Source organism: Streptomyces sp. NPDC101219 (genome assembly GCF_044767675.1).
GTDB lineage: Bacteria > Actinomycetota > Actinomycetes > Streptomycetales > Streptomycetaceae > Streptomyces.
This window is the reverse complement of sequence record NZ_JBIWOK010000017.1, coordinates 109,461-128,616: the sequence shown is the minus strand read 5'-3', so window position 1 is coordinate 128,616 and position 19,156 is coordinate 109,461. Positions and strand designations below refer to the sequence as shown.

Here is a 19,156-nt window from a genome sequence, read left to right as displayed (position 1 = left end):
CAGGTGCGGGCCGGTCGTCGGATCGCCGTGCACGGGCTCCCCGCGCACGCCCGTGCAGCGGAAGGCTATCGCGCAGTGCACCGGCACAACGCACCCGACCTGGGACATCCTGGCCGGATCCGGCGGTCACCACTCGAGGGCCCACGGGCGGCCGGTGCTCGCGAAGTGGCCGACGTTCACGCACTCGGTGGCGCCGACCCGCATCCGGCGCACCAGCGGCTGGTGGACGTGCCCGAACAGCGCGTAGCGGGGCCGGGTGCGGTGGATGGCGTCCAGCAGGGCCCGGCTGCCGCGTTCGAAGCGGCGGGCGACGGTGTCGTAGACCAGTTCCGGCACCTCGGGCGGGATGTGGGTGCACAGCACGTCGACCTCGCCGACCGCCTCGATCTTCGCCGCGTACTCCTCGTCGCTGATCTCGTAGGGCGTGCGCATCGGGGTGCGCAGGCCGCCGCCGACGAAGCCGAAGACCCGGCCGCCGATCTCCACCCGCTCGCCGTCGAGGACGGTGACGCCGGGCCCGGCGTACTCCGCCCACAGCGGCGGCATGTCGACATTGCCGTACGTGGCGTACGTCGGCGTGGGGAACGCGGCGAACAGCTCGGCGTACTGCTTGCGCACGGCCTTCTCGATGGCGGCGGCCCGGTCCCCCTCGATCCCCGCCCACAGCCGCGCGCCGAAGGCGCGGGCCTCCTCGAAGCGGCGCGCGGTGCGCAGCTCCACGATGCGGTCGGCGTTCTCGACACCGAACAGGTCGGGGAAGATGCCGCGCGAGTGGTCGGCGTAGTCGAGGAAGAGCACCAGATCGCCCAGGCAGATCAGGGCGTCGGCACCCTCGCCGGCCCGGGCGAGGTCACGGGCGTTGCCGTGCACGTCGCTGACCACGTGGACGCGGGTCCGCCGGTTTCGGTCCTGTGCGGTTGCCATGCCGATCAAGGGTAGGCAGCGTTCGCAGCGGTGAACAGGGGCGCCCCGCGGCAGCCGTCGTTTGGCCCGTCCTACGGCGGGTGGACTACGCTCCGCAAGTAAAGCCCCATCTGTGTGACGCAGCGAACATCTCACCGGGACCCCCTGTCGTAGAAGCCATACCGGCGGGTAACGTCCGGGCAGTCCAGTCGTGCTCGGGATTTCAACCGTTGACTTCGCGAGCACCCTCCCGAGCCTTGGACCGCACCGTCGCATCGCACAACGTCGTGGCGCCGGCGCCCTAAGAGGAGCAGCAGTCTTGCGCGAGTTCAGCCTTCCGGCTTTGTACGAGGTCCCTGCGGACGGCAACCTGAGCGACATCGTCCGCCGCAACGCCGCGCAGCACCCCGATGTCGCGGTCATCGCCCGCAAGGCCGGCGACAGCTGGCTGGACGTGACGGCCACGACCTTCCTCGCCGAGGTGCTGTCCGCCGCGAAGGGGCTCATCGCCGCCGGGGTGCAGCCGGGCGACCGGGTGGCCCTGATGTCCCGGACCCGCTACGAGTGGACGCTGCTGGACTTCGCGATCTGGAGCGCGGGCGCCATCACCGTGCCCGTGTACGAGACCAGTTCCCCCGAGCAGGTGGCCTGGATCCTCAGCGACTCCGGCGCCACCGCCTGCGTGGTGGAGCTCGACGCCCACGCCGCCGCCGTGGAGTCGATGCGCGACCGGCTGCCCGAGCTGAAGCACGTGTGGCAGATCGAGGCCGGCGCCCTCGACGAGCTCGGGCGCCTCGGCCAGGACGTCACCGACGCGGTCGTCGAGGAGCGCAGCTCGGTCGCGAAGGCCGACGACCCGGCGACCATCGTCTACACCTCCGGCACCACCGGCCGCCCCAAGGGCTGCGTACTCACCCACCGCAGCTTCTTCGCGGAGTGCGGCAACATCGTCGAGCGCCTGCGCCCGCTGTTCCGCACCGGCGAGTGCTCCGTGCTGCTGTTCCTGCCCCTCGCCCACGTCTTCGGGCGGATGGTGCAGATCGCGCCGATGGTCGCGCCGATCAAGCTGGGCCTCGTGCCCGACATCAAGAACCTCACCGACGAGCTGGCCTCCTTCCGGCCGACCCTGATCCTCGGGGTGCCGCGGGTCTTCGAGAAGGTCTACAACTCGGCCCGCGCCAAGGCGCAGGCCGACGGCAAGGGCAAGATCTTCGACAAGGCGGCCGACACCGCGATCGCCTACAGCCGGGCCCTGGACACGCCGTCCGGGCCGTCGCTCGGCCTGAAGCTGAAGCACAAGGTCTTCGACCGGCTCGTCTACGGCAAGCTGCGCGCGGTCCTCGGCGGGCGCGGCGAGTACGCCATCTCCGGCGGCGCGCCGCTCGGCGAACGCCTCGGCCACTTCTTCCGCGGCATCGGCTTCAGCGTCCTGGAGGGCTACGGCCTCACCGAGTCCTGCGCGGCCACCGCGTTCAACCCCTGGGACCGGCAGAAGATCGGCACGGTCGGGCAGCCGCTGCCCGGCTCCGTGGTGCGCATCGCCGACGACGGCGAGGTGCTGCTGCACGGCGAGCACCTGTTCAAGGAGTACTGGAACAACCCGGCCGCGACCGCCGAGGCGCTGGCCGACGGATGGTTCCACACCGGGGACATCGGCACCCTCGACGAGGACGGCTACCTGCGGATCACCGGCCGCAAGAAGGAGATCCTCGTCACCGCGGGCGGCAAGAACGTCGCCCCGGCGGTCATCGAGGACCGTATCCGGGCGCACGCGCTGGTCGCCGAGTGCATGGTGGTGGGCGACGGGCGGCCCTTCGTGGGCGCGCTGGTCACCATCGACGAGGAGTTCCTGGGCCGCTGGTGCGTCGAGAACGGCAAGCCGGAGGGGTCCACGGCGGCGGCGCTGAGCGAGGACCCGGATCTGCTGGCCGCGATCCAGGCCGCGATCGACGACGGGAACGCGGCGGTGTCCAAGGCGGAGTCGGTGCGGAAGTTCCGGATTCTGCCGACGCAGTTCACGGAGGAGTCGGGGCATTTGACTCCGTCGTTGAAGCTGAAGCGGAATGTTGTCGCCAAGGATTATGCGCACGAGATCGAGGCGATTTACGCGAAGTAGGGTTTGCGTAGTTCCTCGCGCTCCTGAGGGGGAGGGTGCCCCTGGGGCTTGTAGGTGACCCCCCGTTTTCGTGAGGTGCGCGGTCCTCGCGCCCCTGAGGGGGCCCCCGGGCGGGGTTTGCGTGTGACCCGGTGATTTGCGGGGTGCGCGGTTCCTCGCGCCCCTGGTGGGCGTGCCCCCGGGCTTGTAGGTGACCCCCTGTTTTCGTGAGGTGCGCGGTTCCTCGCGCCCCTGGGGCGGGGCCCGGGGTTACAGGAGGGTTTTGAGGTTTTCTGCCAGGAGGTCCCAGCGCCACTTCTGTTCGATCCACTGTCTGCCGCGCTCGCCCATGCGGTGGCGCAGGGCCGGGTCGGCGAGGAGGGTGACGATGCAGTCGGCGGTGGGTTCCGGGGTGGCGCCGTGGACGACCCAGCCGGTCTCGCCGTCGAGGACGGCGTCGGGGGCGCCGCCGGAGTCGCCGGCGACGACGGGCAGGCCGGTCGCGGAGGCCTCCAGGTAGACGATGCCGAGCCCCTCCACGTCCAGTCCCCCGCGCCGGGTGCGGCAGGGCATCGCGAAGACGTCGCCCGCGCCGTAGTGGGCGGGCAGCTCGGACCAGGGGACGGAGCCGGTGAAGCGGACCGAGGCGGCGACCCCGGTGTCGCGGGCCAGCCGGCGCAGGTCGTTCTCGTAGGGGCCGCCGCCGACGATCAGGAGCACCGCGTCAGGCTCGGCGGCCAGCACGGCGGGCATGGCGCGGATGAGGGTGTCCTGGCCCTTGCGCGGCACCAGGCGGGACACGCAGACCACGACCGGCCGGTCCGTCAGGCCGAGCCGGGCGCGGACCTCGTCGCCGCCCGAGCCGGGGTGGAAGGTCTTCTCGTCGACGCCGGGCGGCAGCTGGACCATACGGGCCGCCGCGTCGGGTGTGAGGGCGCGGGCGATGCGCTCGCGCGTGTACGCGCCGAGGTAGGTGATCGTGTCGGTGGACTCGCCGATGCGGCGCAGCAGCTGCCGGGCGGCGGGCAGCTGGGCCCAGCCCGCCTCGTGGCCGTGGGTGGTGGCGACGATCCGCTCGGCGCCCGCGCGGCGCAGGGCCGGGGCCATCAGGCCGAGGGGGGCCGCCGCCCCGAACCACACCGAGGTGCAGCCGTGCTCGCGCAGCAGGCGGGCCGCCCGGCGGGTGACCGCCGGGGTCGGCAGCAGCATCGTGGTGCGGTCGCGCACGACGGTGAAGGGCTGCTCGGCGTCGAAGGCGGCGGTCGCCTCGACGCCCTCCCGGGAACGCTTCCAGGTGGAGGCGTAGACGACCAGCCGGCCGGGGTCCAGGCGCAGCGCCATGTTGTGCAGGAAGGCCTGGATACCGCCGGGCCGGGGCGGGAAGTCGTTGGTCACGATCAGGGTCTTGTGCATCGCCGCCGACCCTACCGAACCCCCGCGGCACGCCCGGCCGGGCGCCTCGGTGGCACGCGCGGCGGGGTCCGGGACATCATGGCTGCCTCGGGACCCCCACACCGACGGACAGGAACCACGTGAAGACGACGGGCGCGGCACGGTCCCTCACCGGACTGCTGACCGTGTGGGGGCTGACCCGGGCGTTCCTGCTGCTGTGTGTGCTGAAGGCGGTCGTCTTCCCCGGCCCGGACGTCACCACCGACGTGTCGGTGATCTATCACGACTGGTCCACCGTACTGCGTACCGGAACGTTTCCGCTGAACGACGTCACCTGGCAGTATCCGCCCGCGGCGGCCCTGGCGGTGCTCTCCCCCGCGCTGCTGCCGTTCCTGGAGTACACGACCGCGTTCTTCGTGCTGGTGTGCCTCGCCGACCTGGTGACGCTGGCGCTGCTGTGCCGTGCCGGGACGCGGTCAGGGCGGTCGCGGGCAGGCGCCTGGGTGTGGGTGGCCGGGGTCCCCCTGCTGGGGCCGACGGTGTACGCGCGCTACGACGTGATGGTGACCGCGGTGGCGGTGGCGGCGCTGCTCGCCGGGGTCCGCCGGCCGCGGCTGATGGGGGCGCTGGTGGCGTTCGGGGCGCTGCTGAAGGGCTGGCCCGCGCTGTTGCTGCTCGGGGTGCGGCGGCGCTCGGTGTGGGTGTCGGCGGCGCTGACCGGCGCGGGCGTGGCGGCGCTGTTCGCGGTGGCGATGCCCGGCGCGTTCGCCTTCCTGACGTTCCAGCGCGACCGGGGCACGGAGGTCGAGTCGCTGGGCGCGCTCGTCCTGCACGTGGCCCGGCACTTCGGCTGGGACGGGGAGGTGCTGCTCAACTACGGCTCGGTGGAGTTCGTCGGCCCGTACGTGGGGTGGGTGAGCACGGGCGCGCTGCTGCTGAGCGCGGCGGGCTTCGGCTGGCTGGTGCTGTGGCGGCTGCGGGCGACCCGGTTCGCGCCGCACACGGTCGCCGACGCCGCGTTCGTGGCGGTGCTGGTGTTCGTCACGACCAGCAGGGTGATCAGCCCGCAGTACATGGTGTGGCTGGTCGGCCTCGCGGCGGTGTGCCTGGGCTTCCGGGCGAGCCGGATGCGTCTGCCGGTGGGGCTGGTGCTGGCCGCGTGCCTGGTGACGGTGCTGGAGTTCCCGGTGTGGTTCGCGCACGTCGTGGCCAGTGACCGGCTGGGCATCGGACTGCTGGCGGTGCGCAACGGCCTCCTGGTCGCCGCGACGCTCCTGGCGGCCCGCGCCCTGTGGTCCGCGACGGTGGTGCCCCGCCGGCCGGCCCTGCCGTTCGCGCCGCACCCGAGCCGTACGGACGGCACGCGGGTGTCCTCCTCCTGACCGCCCGGCCGCTCCCCGGCGGTCTCAGCCCAGTTCGCTGCGCAGGTGGTCGCGCCACTGGGCGGTGAAGTCGGCGTGGGTGGTGCCCAGGACGTCGCGCAGCGCCTGTTCGACCGCGCCGTCGCGCCGGTCGTGGGCGCCCACCGCCCGGTAGAAGGCGCGCAGGCGGTCCTCGCCCCAGCGGTCGGCGATGAGCCGGCAGGCCGTCCAGCCGCTCTCGTAGGCCCGGGCGAGGCCTTCGGCGTCGCCGGAGAAGCCGAAGTCGTCGTCGGCCGGGAGGGCCTCGGGGACGTCACCCCGGGCGACCGCGCGGGCCAGTTCGGGCGCCGTCTGGGCGGGGGTGCGGGCGCCGTCGCGGTAGCCGATCCAGTCGGCGAAGCCCTCGGACAGCCACAGCGGGGTGGAGGCGCTGGTGTGGGCGCGGGTGGCGACGTGGGTCGCCTCGTGGGTGAGGACCACCTGCCGCCCGGAGTCGCCGAGGAGTCCGAAGGCGTCGGGGTTGACGATGATCCGGTCGGCGGGAGCCCGTTCCCCCGCACCCGTCTCGCCGGTGGTGACCGCGGCGATGCCCCGGTAGGACGAGGCGGGCGAGTTCAGCAGCCCGGCCATGTCCTGGAGGGAGGTGGGCACCAGGACGACGAGGTGCCGGGACCACCGCCGCCCCCACGCGTCGGACACCGCGGGCACCGCCCGGTCGGCCAGCCGGGCGTAGTCGCGCAGCCGGGCGCCGGACTGGCCGACGCCGAGCACCAGGCTGCCGCCGCCGCGGACGGCCCGTACCCGCCCCTGGTCCCACAGCTGCTGGCCCGACGACCCGGCCGGCCGGTCCGCGTCGACGCTCCACCGGCCGTCGGAGTCCCGGCTGAGCCTCAGGGTGCGGGCGGTGGTGACGGGCGACGGGTCGTAGCCGTCGACGCGGTAGCTGAGGTCGGCGTCGGCCGTGGCGGTGTCGCCGGTGCGGTGCACGGAGGTGACCCGGTAGGACCACTCGGCCAGCGGCACGGCACGCACGTTGTCGTATCCGGCACGGGTCCCGGTGCGGGCGTGGGCGGCGGCGTCGCCGTCGAGCAGGGCCCGCGCGCGCCGGTCCAGCAGGGACTGCACCTCGGCCCGGGCACCGTCCGGTGCGCCGCCGCACGCCACCAGGGACGCGAGCAGCAGACACAGCGCCACCACGGACGCCCCCGGACCCCGCCTACGACCTGCCACCTTCCCGAGGGTACGGGCGCGGGGCCGCCGGAGTCAGACCCTGGTGACCGACGAGACGGGCATCATGCCGACCGGGTCGTGGCGCACGGGCGCGCCGGGGTACGGCGCGTGGATCACCTGGCCGTTGCCGACGTACATGCCGACGTGGCTGGCGTCGGAGCGGTAGACGACCAGGTCGCCGGGCCGCGCCTCGGACAGCGGGATCTGCCGTCCGGCGTGCCGCTGGGCCTGCGAGGTGCGCGGGATGGCCACCCCGGCCTGGGCGTACGACCACTGGGTCAGGCCCGAACAGTCGAAGCCGCTGGGCCCGTTGGCGCCCCAGACGTAGGGCTTGCCGAGGGCGGAGCGGGCCGCGGCCACGGCGGCGGCCGCGCGGCCGGAGGCGGCCTCGCCGCCGGGGCCGTACAGGCCGGCGCGGCCGGAGCGGGTGGCGCGGTCGTAGGCGGCGCGGGCGTCGTCGGGGAGGGAGTTGAGCAGGCGCCGGGCCGCGGCGAGTTTGCGTTCGACGGTCTTCTTGTGGCCCGCGACGGCCTTGCGGCTGCGTTCGAGTTCGCCCAGCTTGCGGGTCGTCTCCGCGCGGTCCTGCGCCAGGGTGCGCAGGGCCTTCTGCAGTTCCCGCAACTGCCCGGCCTGGCGGGTGCTGACGCGGTCGAGGACGGAGGCCTTGTCGAGGTAGTCCTCGGGGTCCTCGGAGAGCAGCAGTTCCAGGGAGGGGTCGAGACCGCCGGAGCGGTACTGGGCGCCGGCCAGTGAACCGAGCCCGTCGCGCATGGAGTTGACGCGCTCCTGCTGCCGGGCCAGGTCGTCCTGCGCGGTGCGGACCTGCGCGCGGAGGGTGTCGGCGCGTTCGTCGGCCTCGTTGTACGCCTCGGTGGCCCGCTCGGCCTCCTCGTAGAGGCGGTCCACCTCGGTCCGGGCGTCGTCGTGCGGTGCTGCGGCGGCCGGTACGGCGCTCAGGACGGCGGCGGCCGCCGAGAGCAGGCCGACGGCGACGGTGGTACTCCGGTCGGAGCCGGAGGACGGTGCAAGGCGGCGATGGGACCCCACGGGAAGCCGCGCTCCTTCCGCTGACGGACGGGAAACGCGGCAGACAGTAACCCCGCGGCAGTGGACGGGCCAACGACCGGGGCGGGCACGCACGGTGACGCCCCGCCTCCGACGCAGGTCACAGGCGGGGCACGGGCCGGACGGCGATGTCGTGATTCCCCCGAACGGGGGCACCCCGTCCCGGTGCCGGGGCCCGGGTGCCCGGGCGGGACGGCCGGGCTTCAGGGGCGCAGTGTCCCGGCGGGACAGCCGGCTTCAGGGGCGCGGTGTCCCGGCGGGACGGCCGGGCTTCAGGGGCGCGGGGGGCGTCCCGCGGGTCAGACGCGCACGCCGAACATGAACGGGCCGCCGATGGTGTTCATCGACTCGTAGCGCACGACGGTGCCGGTGCGGGGGGCGTGGATGATCTGGCCGTTGCCCGCGTAGAGACCCACGTGGTGCAGGTCGTTGAAGAAGAAGACCAGGTCGCCGACCTTGAGATCGCCGACCGAGTAGATCCTGGTGCCGGCCCCGGTCTGCGCCTCGGAGGTGCGCGGGATGCCGACGCCGGCCTGGGCGTAGGCCCAGGAGGTCAGGCCCGAGCAGTCGAAGGAGGACGGGCCGGTGGCGCCGTAGACGTAGGGCGTGCCCAGCTTGCTCTGCGCGGCGGCGAAGGCGGCGGCGGCACGGCCGGAGCCGGCCGGGACCTTGGCGGAGAGGGCGTCGCGCGCGCTGGCGCGGGTGGCACGGTTCTCCTCCTCGGCGAGCTGGGCCTTCTGCTCGGCGGTGAGGCTGTTGAGCAGCTTCTGCGCGGAGGCCAGCTTGCCCTGGACCTCCTTCTTCTTCTTGCCCAGTTCGGAGCGGGTGGAGGCGAGGTCCTTGAGCTTCTCGGTGGCCTCGGAGCGCTGCTGGGCGAGCTCGCGCTGCTTCTCCTGGATCTTCTTCAGCCCGTCGACCTGCTGGGTGCTCAGCTGGTCGAGGGTGGACGCCTTGTCGAGGTAGTCGTCCGGGTCGGCGGACAGGAACAGCTGCACCGAGGGGTCGATGCCGCCGCTGCGGTACTGGGCGCTGGCCATCGAACCGAGGCCGTCGCGCAGCTCGTTGAGCTCCTGCTGGCCGCGGGCGACGTTGTCCTGGATGGTGGAGATCTCCTTCTGGAGCTTCTCCTGCTTCTCCTTGGCGCCGTTGTACTTCTCGGTGGCCTGCTCCGCCTGCTCGTAGAGCTTGTCGACCTTGGCCTTCACCTCGTCCTTGCTCGGCTTCTCGGTGGGCGCGGCGTTGGCACCCTGCGAGCTCAGGACGACGGCAGCTGCTGCAGCGGTGGTGAGCACGGTCACACGTGCGCGGTTCGGCTGCTTGGGACGACGGTGGGACGCCACGGAGGCGAGCTCCTTCTTCCTCCAGCCGCCTACCGACACGCCGGTGGGCGGGGGCCTCCGCCGTCGCCACCCCATGTGAACGATCACCCGAGCGGAGGTTCGAGGCCCGACCCTAGTGATTGCCTTGTGATCAGTTCAAATCCCTGGACCCGAAATCTCCGTCACAGCGCGTTTCTTTGCCATGAACTCACGTGCAGTGATATGGAGCTGACACTACGTTGCGTGACGATCCCACCAATTCGGGCAATCGGCGGGTACGTTGCGGTTGGGGCTTAGGGTCCCGATGGGGCGTAGGGGCGCTTTACGGCCCGGCGGGCCTCACGCCCTGGAGAACCGCTTCAGAAGCACCGCGGAGGCAACCGGCCGGGCACCCGCGCGGGCCACCCCGTCGGCGACCTCGCGGTCGGTGGAGACGACGATGACCGGCCGGCCGGGCGGCTCGGCGCGCACCAGCTGGCGGATCAGCTCGTCGGCGGTGACGCCCGGCTTGGAGAACAGCACCCGCACCCCGCGCGGCGGGGCCAGCAGCACCGGCGCGGCCAGTTCGGCCCCGTCGAAGACACAGGTCACCTCCGCGCCGGTCTGCGCGGCCACCTGGGCGAGTTGGCCCAGCAGCCGCAACCGCTGCTTCTCCAGGGGCATCTGGGGATAGCCGGTCTTGGTGACGTTGTAGCCGTCGACGACGAGATGGGCCTGCGGCAGGGCCAGCAACTGGTCGAGGATCGCCGGGTCGTCCTCGGACAGCGCGCGGGCGGCGATGTCCTTGGGCGTCATCCGGCCGGGCTCCACGGCGTCCACGGTCTCGGCGGGCCGCACGGACACCGGGGGCAGGGCCAGTTCGCGCCGGAGCCCCTGGGCGGCCTCCAGGACGGTGTCCAGCAGCAGCCGGACCCGCATGTCCTCGACGCTGCGCCCCTCGCGGGCGGCGCGACGGGCGGCCTCCAGGGCGGCCTCCGTCTCGCCGAGGCGCGCTTTGATCCGCCGGGTCTCGCTCTCCGCGGCCGACACCTGCGCGTGGCTGTCGGAACGGACCGCCTCCAGCTCCGCCTGCACTTTGCGCAGGGCCGCCTGACCCCGTTTGACGTCGCTGAGCGCGGACCGCAGCTTGCGGTGCAGCGACTCGGCCTCTTTGCGCGCCGCGTCCAGTTCCGAGCGCAGCCGCTCGGTCTCGGTGCGGGTGTGCTCGCGGGCGCGCGCGAGCTCGGCCCGCAGCCGCTCCAGCTCGGCCCGGTTCTCCTCGTCGGCGCGCTCGGCGTCGGCGCGCTGGGCCTCCTCGCCGGCCGCGGCGACCAGCTTCACCCAGCCGGCCGGCCGCAGCACGTAGGCCGCAGCCGCCACGTCCAGGGGGTCCGCAGCCGGGGGCGGCGAGCCGGAGTCGAGGGCACCGGTCAGTTCCGGCTGGGCCTCGCGGAGCTTCTCCCCGATGCGCTGCCGGAAGAGCGGGTCGGTCTCCAGGGCGGAGGCCATCGCGTTCCCGGCGAACTTGATCCGGCGGTTGGGCGCGAAGCGGGCGTACTGCCTCAGCTGGGCGGGCAGCTCGCCGACGGTCAGCCCGCCGAAGCCGTCCGAGACGATCTGGACGACCCGGCGGCGCACCCCGTCGGGCAGCGGACGGTCGAGCACCTCAGCGGCGCCGTCCTGCGGCCCCCCGCCCGTGGTCTCCACCATCCGTCACACCCCAATGCCTGTGTGCCACCCCGCGTACGGGGTCACCGTCAGCGGAGCCCGCTCCCGGTCAGGAGCCGGCACCCGGCCTGTCCACGAGTTCCACCTGGTCCACGGCGTTGCACCAGCGGCACCGCACCGACTCGATGGTCTCACTGAGCACCTCGCGCTCCTCGACCTTCGGCTCGCCGGCCAGGTCCAGGTGGACGTACTCGACGACCTTCGAGGAGCGGGTCACGTCGAAGCGCGTGAGGTTGCCGCAGAGGGTGCAGCGCCACCGCGTGGCGGCGGTCGGCAGGGGAACCGTCATCGTGGCTGTTCGCCTTCCTTTCCGGTCTCCGGGGCGCGCCGGGCACCCCGGTGGGTCAGGGTCGTAACCCTACGGCCTGGCGGGTCCCCGCCGCCCGCCCGTCCACGGCGGCGAGGCGGTCTGCGTGGTTGCGTCCCGTTGCGTCATGCTCTGTGACCATGGTCCGCAACTGGAGACCCCCTCTCGTCCGGGCGGTCCGGCTGCCGTCGGCACCGGTGACCCACACCCTCGTCGTCGTGTGCTGCCTGGTCTTCCTGTTCGGCCCGGCCTCCGGGCTGAACCCGGCCCACGGGACCGGGGAGGAGCTGCTGGCCGTGCAGCGGGCGTACTTCCGGCGCTGGGGGGTGATCCCCGCAGACCTGTTCGAAGGGTCCCTCCGGGCGGCCCTGACCCCGGCCACGGCCCTGTTCGTGCACGGCAGCTGGGTGCACCTGCTCGGGAACATGCTGTTCCTCCACGTCTTCGGCACGATGACCGAGGCACGGATGGGCCGCGCCCGGTTCACCCTGTTCTACGTCGGCTGCGGGTACCTCGCCCTGCTCGGACACGCCCTCGCCGACACGGGCTCCCCGCAGTCGGTGGTGGGGGCGTCGGGGGCGATCTCGGCCGTCCTGGGCGCGTTCCTCTTCCTGTTCCCCCGGGCCCGGGTGACCAGTCTCCTGCCGTTCCTGTTCTTCCTGCCGGTCCGCTTCCCGGCCTGGGTGGTGCTGCCCTTCTGGGCGGCCCTGCAGTGGCTGGGGGCGGGGCGGGCGTCCGACGGGCCGGGGATCGCCTACCTGGCCCACCTGGTGGGCTTCGGCCTGGGGCTCGCCTGCGCGTGGGTCTGCTCCGGGCGGACGACTACAGTGAGGGCCACCCCTGCTCCGGCTCCCGAGGGAGAGAACCAACCGTGATCACCGCGATCGTCCTCATCAAGACCAGCGTGGACCGGATCCCCGAGATCGCGGAGCGGATCGCCGCGCTGGACAGCGTCAGCGAGGTCTTCTCCGTCACCGGCACCTACGACCTGATCGCGATGGTCCGGGTCCGGGAGCACGAGGACCTGGCCGAGGTCATCCCCGGCCGGATCAGCAAGATCCCGGGCGTGGAGGGCACGGACACGCACGTCGCGTTCCGCACGTACTCCCAGCACGACCTCGAAGCCGCGTTCGCCATCGGGCTGGACAGCTGACGCACCCGCCGGGCGGGACCGGCCGGCGGGCCCCCGTCCGGTCCCGCCGGCCGGGTCAGGCGGCGGGGGTGTCCGGCACGCAGCGGCCGTCCACCGTGCGGTAGGTCCAGCGGGCCCCGTCCCGGACGAGTTCCCGCACGGCGCGCACGAACCGCTCCACGTGCTCGTCCGGGGTGCCCGCCCCGAGGCTGACCCGGACCGCGTTCAGGGACCGCTCCCCGGGCGCGGCGTCCGGGGCGCCGCACTCGCCCCGGTGCCCCGCCGCGCCGCCCAGCAGCCTGCGGACCAGCGGGTGGGCGCAGAACAGGCCGTCCCGTACGCCGATGCCGTACTCGGCGGACAGCGCGGCGGCGAAGTGGGAGCTGTTCCAGCCCTCGACGACGAAGGAGAGCACGCCGACCCGCGGGGCGTCGTCCCCGAACAGCGACAGCCACCGCACCTCGGGCACGTCCGCGAGCTCCTCGCGCACCCGGCGGATCAGCCGCTGCTCACGGGCGACGAGGGTGTCGAACCCGGCCTCGGTGAGCGTCCGGCACGCCGAGGCGAGGGCGTGGACGCCGATGACGTTCGGCGAACCCGCCTCGTGGCGGGCGGCGTCGGTGTGCCACTCCACGTCCACTCCCCCGTCCGCGCGGCGGCCGACCCTGCGGCTGGCGCCGCCGCCCGCGAGGTAGGGCTCGGCCGTGCGCAGCCAGTCGGCCCGGCCGGCCAGCACCCCGGAGCCGAAGGGGGCGTACAGCTTGTGGCCGGAGAAGGCCACCCAGTCGACGTCCAGGTCCCGCACGCTCACCGGGTGGTGCGGGGCGAGCTGGGCGGCGTCCAGCACGATCCGGGCGCCGTGCGCGTGGGCGACGGCGGCCAGTTCGCGCACCGGCCACAGCTCGCCGGTGACGTTGGAGGCGCCGGTGACGCAGACGAGGGCGGGCCCGTGGGGGTCGCGGTCGGCGAGGGCGCGCTCCAGGGTCTCGACGGCCTGCCGCGGGCTGTCCGGCGCGTCGAGGACGGTCACGTCACGGCGGGGCCAGGGCAGCAGGGCCGCGTGGTGCTCGGTCTCGAAGACGAAGACGCGGCAGCCCTCGGGCAGGGCGGACGCGAGCAGGTTGAGGGAGTCGGTGGTCGACCGGGTGAACACCACCTGGTCGCCGGTCCGGCAGTCGAGAAAGTCGGCGACGGTCCGGCGGGCGCTCTCGAACAGGTCGGTGGAGAGCTGGGACAGGTACCCGGCGCCCCGGTGGACGCTGCCGTAGTACGGCGCGTAGGCGGCCACGTCGTCCCAGACCCGCTGGAGGGCGGGCGCGCTGGCGGCCTGGTCGAGCGCCGCGTAGGTCACCTCCCCGCCGGTGACGAGCGGAACGGTGACGTCCCGTCCGAGGACGGGCAGCGGGGCACAGCCGGCCAGGTCGGCGGCGGTGTCGGCGGTGACGGTCGCGGAGGGGGCGGCGGTAGCGGAAGGGGCGGCAGCCGTGGAAGGGGCGGCGGTCGTGGAAGGGGCGGCGGTGGCAACGGACATGGCGAACTCCCGTACGCGGCAGGCGGATCCCCCGGGCGAGCGACGACGGCTCGAGCCCGGTGGTGAGAGGGAAAGAAGGGCTGCGGAGGCGGGGCTCTGCGGCCCTAGCACATTCGCTTGCTCATGTCCGGCTCCTCGACGACCAGGACCCCTGGTTCGCGAGGGGTCCGCGCTTGCCGTGGACCTTGCTGTCCACGGCCTGGTCCTCACCCGGGGCACCCCGCCACGGACGGAGGGTTGCCGGACAGCCGGCCGGGGCCTGATGGCTGTCACTCATGACCTGGACAGGAACGTACGGGAAGAAATCGGGGTCCCGCAACCCGTGTCCGGATCGCGGGACCCCAGGGGCGGTCCGCTCAGGCGTTGCTGACGGCCACCCAGCGGTCCAGCACGCGCCGGGCGGCCCCCGAGTCGATCGACTCGGCCGCCTGCTCCATCCCGGCGCGGATCTGCTCCGTGAGGGAGCCCGGTGCGGGCTCCAGCGCCACCAGCGCCGCCGCCGAGTTCAGCAGCACGGCGTCGCGCACCGGGCCGCGTTCGCCGTCCAGCAGCCGCCGGGCGACCTCCGCGTTGTAGGAGGCGTCGGCGCCGCGCAGCGCCGACACGTCGACGAGGTCCAGGCCGACGTCGCGCGGGTCGAAGACCTCCTCGGTGACCTTGCCGCCCCGGACCACCCAGACGTGGGAGGTGCCGGTGGTGGTCAGCTCGTCCAGGCCGTCGTCGCCGCGGAACACCAGCGACGAGTGGCCGCGCCCGGCGAACACCCCGGCCATGATGGGCGCCATCCGCCGGTCGGCGACCCCGACCGCCTGGGCCTTCACCCGGGCGGGGTTGGCCAGCGGGCCGAGGAAATTGAACACGGTGCGGATGCCCAGCTGGCCGCGGGCGGCCGCCACGTGGCGCAGCGCGGGGTGGAACTTCACCGCGAAGCAGAAGGTGATCCCGGCCTCCTCGGCGACCTGGGCGACCCGCCGCGGGGTCAGCTCCAGGTTGACGCCCAGCTTCTCCAGCACGTCGGAGGCGCCGGACGCGGAGGAGGCGGCCCGGTTGCCGTGCTTGACGACCTTCGCCCCGGTGCCGGCCACCACGATCGAGGACATGGTGGAGATGTTCACCGTCTTGGCGCCGTCGCCGCCGGTGCCGACGATGTCGACCGTGGCGCCCGGCACGTCGATCACGTTGGCGTGGTCGTAGAGCGCCCGGACGCAGCCGGTGATCTCCTCGACCGTCTCGCCCTTGGCCCGCAGGGACACCGCGAATCCGGCGATCTGTGCGTCGGTGGCCTCACCGCGCATGATCAGGTCCATCGCCCAGGCGGTGTCGTCGGCCGACAGGTCACGGCCCTCCAGCAGGCCGTTCAGCAGGGCGGGCCAGGAGCGGCCCGCCGCGGTGTCGCCTCCAGCGGGGGTCACAGCGCTCATCAGCCGCTCCTGTTGTCGTCCTGCATGTCCGCTCCCACCCTATCCAGCGGCGGGCACGGCGAAGGCCCCCGTCCGAGTACCGGACGGGGGCCTTCGACCGTGGTGTGGCGACTGTCGGTCAGCCGGAGAGGGGATCAGTGGTGGCCGTGGCCGCTGGTGATCTCCTTGTACTCGTCGGCGGTCGGCTTCGGAATCTGGGACTCCTCGCCGTAGTAGGCCTTGCTGAGCTTGGCGCGCAGCTTCTCGGTGGCCTTGACCTTGCGCTCGACGCCGTTCTCGTCGACCGTCGGGCCGATCTCCGCCGGCTTGTACTGCTCGTGCGCGGTGAGCGTGTAGAGCTGCTCCTGGCTGAGCGGCTCGTGCACCTCGATGAACTCACCGTGCGGCAGACGCTTGATGATGCCCGACTCGCGGCCGTGCAACACCTTGTCCTTGTCGCGGCGCTGGAGGCCGAGGCAGATCCGCTTGGTGACGATGAACGCCACGACCGGGCCGAGGAAGAACCCGATGCGCACGAACCAGGTGACCGCGTTGATCGACAGGTGGAAGTGCGTGGCGACGATGTCGTTACCACCACCCACCAGCATGATCAGGTACGCGGTGACCCAGGCGACACCGAAGGCGGTGCGGGTCGGGGCGTTGCGCGGGCGGTCCAGGATGTGGTGCTCGCGCTTGTCGCCGGTGATCCAGGACTCGATGAACGGGTAGAGCGCCAGGACCCCGAGGAAGAGACCGAACAGGACCAGCGGGATGAACACGCCCAGGACCAGCGTGTGGCCCCAGAAGTTGATCTCCCAGCCCGGCATGGCGCGGACCAGACCCTCGGCGAAGCCCATGTACCAGTCCGGCTGGGCGCCCGTCGAGACGAGGTCCGGCCGGTACGGTCCCAGGTTCCAGATCGGGTTGATCGTGACCAGGCCGGCCACCAGCGAGATGAAGCCGAAGACCAGGAAGAAGAAGCCTCCGGCCTTGGCCATGTACACCGGCATCAGCGGCATGCCGACGACGTTCTTGTTGGTCCGGCCGGGACCCGCGAACTGCGTGTGCTTGTGGTAGAAGACCAGGATCAGGTGGGCGACCACCAGACCCAGCATGATGCCCGGCAGCAGCAGGATGTGGATCGAGTAGAACCGGGCGACGAAGTCCGTCCCCGGGAACTCCCCGCCGAACAGGAACATCGAGATGTACGTGCCGACGATCGGCACGGACAGGATCGCGCCCTGCGTGAAGCGGACACCCGTACCGGACAGCAGGTCGTCCGGGAGCGAGTAGCCGGTGAAGCCGGTGAACATGCCCAGCACGAACAGCAGGAAGCCGAACAGCCAGTTGATCTCACGCGGCTTGCGGAACGCGCCGGTGAAGAAGACGCGCATCATGTGCACGAACATGCCGGCCAGGAAGATGACCGCGGCCCAGTGGTGGATCTGCCGGATGAGCAGGCCACCGCGCACGTCGAAGCTGATGTCGAGGGTCGAGGCGTAGGCCTGCGACATCAGCTGGCCCTGCATCGGGACGTAGCTGCCGTGGTACTCCACCTCGGCCATCGACGGGTGGAAGAACAGCGTCAGGTACACACCCGTGAGGATGATGATGATGAAGCTGTAGAGGCAGATCTCACCGAGCATGAAGGACCAGTGGTCCGGGAAGATCTTCCGCATGTTGGCCTTGGCCAGGGAGTAGATCCCCAGCCGGCCGTCGGCCCAGTCGGCGACGCGCTCGCCGGCCGGCGCCTTCCCGCGAGAGCGGGAGTCGGTGGTCGTCGTGGTGCTCATCCGCGCTCCCAGAATGAAGGGCCGACGGGCTCGTCGAAGTCGCTGTGCGCTTCGAGGTAACCCTCGTCGTTCACGCCGATGCGCAGCTGCGGCAGCGCGTGACCGGCGGGACCGAAGATCACCTTGGCGCCGTCGGAGAGATCGAAGGTGGACTGGTGGCAGGGGCACAGCGCGTGGTGCGTCTGCTGCTCGTACAGCGAGATCGGGCAACCGACGTGGGTGCAGATCTTCGAGTACGCGAGGATCCCCTCGTGCGACCACTCGAGAGCGCGCTTGTCCTTGATGTTCTCCGGCTGGATCCGGACGAGCATCAGCGCGGCCTTGGCGATCTCGTTCTGGAACCCGTGCTCGTGCGGGTCCAGGCCCTCGGGCTGGGCGAAGACGAGCGAGCCGACGATGATGTCGGACGGGCGCAGCGGCTCGTTGGTGTTCTGGTTGATGAGCAGCTTGCCCTTCGACCAGGCGGTGTGACGCAGCTTGTCCTCGGGCAGCGGGCCGAGGTCGCGCAGCAGCACGACGCCGGACAGCGGGAAGAGGGCCAGCGCGCCGAACATGGTGTTGCGGATGAGCTTGCGACGGCCGAGGTCCGACTCCTTGGCGCCCTGCCGGAAGTCGTCCATGACCTTGGCCTTGACGTCCGGCGCGGCCTGGATCGGGTGCCGTTCGTCGGTGAGCTCCACGTCCGACATCAGGGTGCGGGCCCAGTGGACGGCGCCCGCGCCGATGGCGAACAGCGCGATGCCGAGCGTCACACCGAGCGCGAGGTTCAGGGCGCTGATGTGGCCCAGCGTCCAGACGTAGACGATCTTGTCGACCGGGATCGCCACGAACGCGGCGATGAAGCCGATGGTCGCCAGCATCGACACCGTGAACAGCAGGGCCACCGTGCGCTCGGACCGCTTGGCGGCCCGCTCGTCGATGTCCTGGATCCGGTGCTCGTGGGGCGGCAGCCCCGGGTCGGCGAACGGGTCCTTCTGGTCCGCGACGCCGACCGCGCCGTGAGCGGTGTCCTGCGCGGTGGGCAGGTTCTCTTCGGGAATGTCTTGGCTACTCATGACTTCTTGGCCTTTGCGGTCCGAGCGGCGACCCACACAGCGACGGCGATCAGTCCGCCGAGGCCGAAGACCCAGCCGAAGAGGCCCTCGGCGACCGGGCCCAGCGAGCCGAGCGCCAGGCCGCCCGGGCTCTCGGAGTCGTCGCTGTTGACCTCCTGGAGGTACGCGATGATGTCCTTCTTGTTCTGCACCGTCAGCACGCTGTCGGGGAACGACGGCATGTTCTGCGGGCCGGTGAGCATGGCCTGGTACACGTGCTTCGGGTCGACGTCCTCGAGGTCCGGAGCGTACTTGCCGTGCGTCAGGGCGCCACCCTTACCGGTGAAGTTGTGGCACTGCGCGCAGTTGGTGCGGAACAGTTCACCGCCCTTGGCGATGTCGGCGCCCTGGGGGCCGTACTCCTCCTCCGTCGGGACGGCGGGACCGGCACCCAGCGAGGCGACGTAGGCGGCCAGCTGGTCGATCTCGGCCTGGCTGTACACCGCCGGCTTGCGCGGCGCCTGAGCGCTCTGCGAGGTGGCGGCCGGCATGCGGCCGGTGGCCACCTGGAAGTCCACGGCCGCGGCGCCCACGCCCACCAGGCTCGGCCCGTCGGAGGTCCCCTGACCGCCGGTGCCGTGGCAGCTGGCGCAGCCGACCGCGTAGAGCTTCTTTCCCTCCTCGATGGTGAGGGACTGGGCGGTTTCTTCGGCCTGCGCCTTGTCCGCGGGCGCGAACACGGCGTACAGCCCCCCGGTGCATGCCAGCGCGAGGAGGAGAACCACGAGCGCCGCCAACGGGTGGCGTCGTCGTGCGGAGAGCTTTTTCACGGATTACCCCGGTGTCAGGATCTTCTGCGTCGATGCTTCTGGTTGGTGCGCGTCAGG

16 protein-coding genes and 1 riboswitch are annotated in these 19,156 nt (G+C 72.3%); of the genes, 4 read left to right on the top strand and 12 right to left on the bottom strand.

Features of this window, described 5'->3' with window-relative positions; translation table 11 throughout:
* Window positions 1-126: 126 nt before the first annotated feature.
* Window positions 127-882, bottom strand: a complete 756-nt coding sequence (locus ACIRPP_RS27750) for a metallophosphoesterase (protein ID WP_403648279.1) — start codon at window positions 880-882, stop codon at window positions 127-129.
* A 340-nt stretch (window positions 883-1,222) separates the two neighbouring features.
* On the opposite strand from ACIRPP_RS27750, the gene ACIRPP_RS27745 reads away from it, so the two are divergent.
* On the top strand, window positions 1,223-3,019 hold the full coding sequence (locus ACIRPP_RS27745) for an AMP-dependent synthetase/ligase (protein WP_403648209.1): 1,797 nt from the start codon (window positions 1,223-1,225) through the stop codon (window positions 3,017-3,019).
* A gap of 249 nt (window positions 3,020-3,268) precedes the next feature.
* On the opposite strand, the gene ACIRPP_RS27740 is transcribed toward ACIRPP_RS27745, so the two are convergent.
* Window positions 3,269-4,411, bottom strand: a complete 1,143-nt coding sequence (locus ACIRPP_RS27740; RefSeq protein WP_403648206.1) for a glycosyltransferase family 4 protein — start codon at window positions 4,409-4,411, stop codon at window positions 3,269-3,271.
* Window positions 4,412-4,530: 119 nt separating this feature from the next.
* On the opposite strand from ACIRPP_RS27740, the gene ACIRPP_RS27735 reads away from it, so the two are divergent.
* Window positions 4,531-5,772 carry a glycosyltransferase 87 family protein gene (locus tag ACIRPP_RS27735; RefSeq protein ID WP_403648203.1) on the top strand — a complete coding sequence of 414 codons (1,242 nt, stop codon included), beginning with the start codon at window positions 4,531-4,533 and terminating at the stop codon, window positions 5,770-5,772.
* Between the two features lie 24 nt (window positions 5,773-5,796).
* Here ACIRPP_RS27735 and ACIRPP_RS27730 read toward each other — a convergent pair whose 3' ends face one another.
* The 5 genes from ACIRPP_RS27730 to ACIRPP_RS27710 form a co-directional block, all read right to left on the bottom strand.
* On the bottom strand, window positions 5,797-6,981 hold the full coding sequence (locus tag ACIRPP_RS27730; protein WP_403648200.1) for a hypothetical protein: 1,185 nt from the start codon (window positions 6,979-6,981) through the stop codon (window positions 5,797-5,799).
* A gap of 33 nt (window positions 6,982-7,014) precedes the next feature.
* A complete protein-coding gene (locus tag ACIRPP_RS27725; RefSeq protein WP_403648197.1) occupies window positions 7,015-8,028 on the bottom strand; it encodes an NlpC/P60 family protein in 1,014 nt (337 codons plus the stop codon).
* Window positions 8,029-8,345: 317 nt separating this feature from the next.
* Window positions 8,346-9,386 carry an NlpC/P60 family protein gene (locus tag ACIRPP_RS27720; RefSeq protein WP_403648194.1) on the bottom strand — a complete coding sequence of 347 codons (1,041 nt, stop codon included), beginning with the start codon at window positions 9,384-9,386 and terminating at the stop codon, window positions 8,346-8,348.
* Between the two features lie 318 nt (window positions 9,387-9,704).
* Entirely contained in the window at window positions 9,705-11,054 is a 1,350-nt protein-coding gene (locus tag ACIRPP_RS27715) for an NYN domain-containing protein (protein WP_403648190.1), read from the bottom strand.
* 67 nt (window positions 11,055-11,121) lie between these two features.
* A complete protein-coding gene (locus ACIRPP_RS27710) occupies window positions 11,122-11,361 on the bottom strand; it encodes a hypothetical protein (protein WP_164333726.1) in 240 nt (79 codons plus the stop codon).
* Between the two features lie 158 nt (window positions 11,362-11,519).
* Here ACIRPP_RS27710 and ACIRPP_RS27705 point away from each other — a divergent pair, with 158 nt between their 5' ends.
* Entirely contained in the window at window positions 11,520-12,254 is a 735-nt protein-coding gene (locus ACIRPP_RS27705; protein WP_403648186.1) for a rhomboid family intramembrane serine protease, read from the top strand.
* The gene (locus ACIRPP_RS27700) at window positions 12,251-12,532 is read left to right on the top strand and encodes an Lrp/AsnC family transcriptional regulator (protein ID WP_030820493.1); all 282 of its coding nucleotides are present in this window, start codon (window positions 12,251-12,253) and stop codon (window positions 12,530-12,532) included. The genes ACIRPP_RS27705 and ACIRPP_RS27700 overlap by 4 nt, the downstream gene beginning before the upstream one ends.
* Window positions 12,533-12,587: 55 nt before the next feature.
* Here the strand turns inward: ACIRPP_RS27700 and ACIRPP_RS27695 are convergent, their stop codons facing one another.
* The 5 genes from ACIRPP_RS27695 to ACIRPP_RS27675 form a co-directional block, all read right to left on the bottom strand.
* The gene (locus ACIRPP_RS27695) at window positions 12,588-14,042 is read right to left on the bottom strand and encodes an aminotransferase class V-fold PLP-dependent enzyme (protein WP_403648183.1); all 1,455 of its coding nucleotides are present in this window, start codon (window positions 14,040-14,042) and stop codon (window positions 12,588-12,590) included.
* 164 nt (window positions 14,043-14,206) lie between these two features.
* Window positions 14,207-14,323: riboswitch (SAM riboswitch) on the bottom strand.
* Window positions 14,324-14,398: 75 nt separating this feature from the next.
* Window positions 14,399-15,463: an anthranilate phosphoribosyltransferase gene (trpD, locus tag ACIRPP_RS27690; protein WP_403648180.1), complete on the bottom strand. Its 1,065-nt coding sequence runs from the start codon at window positions 15,461-15,463 to the stop codon at window positions 14,399-14,401.
* A gap of 134 nt (window positions 15,464-15,597) precedes the next feature.
* Complete coding sequence (locus ACIRPP_RS27685; protein WP_403648177.1) at window positions 15,598-17,235, bottom strand: cytochrome bc complex cytochrome b subunit; 1,638 nt, start codon at window positions 17,233-17,235, stop codon at window positions 15,598-15,600.
* Entirely contained in the window at window positions 17,232-18,290 is a 1,059-nt protein-coding gene (locus ACIRPP_RS27680) for a Rieske 2Fe-2S domain-containing protein (RefSeq protein ID WP_403648174.1), read from the bottom strand. Before ACIRPP_RS27680 ends, ACIRPP_RS27685 begins: the two co-directional genes overlap by 4 nt.
* Window positions 18,287-19,099, bottom strand: a complete 813-nt coding sequence (locus ACIRPP_RS27675; protein WP_164338243.1) for a c-type cytochrome — start codon at window positions 19,097-19,099, stop codon at window positions 18,287-18,289. Before ACIRPP_RS27675 ends, ACIRPP_RS27680 begins: the two co-directional genes overlap by 4 nt.
* Window positions 19,100-19,156: the final 57 nt, after the last annotated feature.

What these genes read in the sequence shown, in the direction of transcription:
- ACIRPP_RS27705 (WP_403648186.1), top strand. Translation starts at nt 11,520, where the DNA reads ATGGTCCGCAACTGGAGACCCCCTCTCGTCCGGGCGGTCCGGCTGCCG.
- ACIRPP_RS27695 (WP_403648183.1), bottom strand. Translation starts at nt 14,042, where the DNA reads ATGTCCGTTGCCACCGCCGCCCCTTCCACGACCGCCGCCCCTTCCACG.
- trpD (WP_403648180.1), bottom strand. Translation starts at nt 15,463, where the DNA reads ATGAGCGCTGTGACCCCCGCTGGAGGCGACACCGCGGCGGGCCGCTCC.
- ACIRPP_RS27710 (WP_164333726.1), bottom strand. Translation starts at nt 11,361, where the DNA reads ATGACGGTTCCCCTGCCGACCGCCGCCACGCGGTGGCGCTGCACCCTC.
- ACIRPP_RS27715 (WP_403648190.1), bottom strand. Translation starts at nt 11,054, where the DNA reads ATGGTGGAGACCACGGGCGGGGGGCCGCAGGACGGCGCCGCTGAGGTG.
- ACIRPP_RS27740 (WP_403648206.1), bottom strand. Translation starts at nt 4,411, where the DNA reads ATGCACAAGACCCTGATCGTGACCAACGACTTCCCGCCCCGGCCCGGC.
- ACIRPP_RS27685 (WP_403648177.1), bottom strand. Translation starts at nt 17,235, where the DNA reads ATGAGCACCACGACGACCACCGACTCCCGCTCTCGCGGGAAGGCGCCG.
- ACIRPP_RS27680 (WP_403648174.1), bottom strand. Translation starts at nt 18,290, where the DNA reads ATGAGTAGCCAAGACATTCCCGAAGAGAACCTGCCCACCGCGCAGGAC.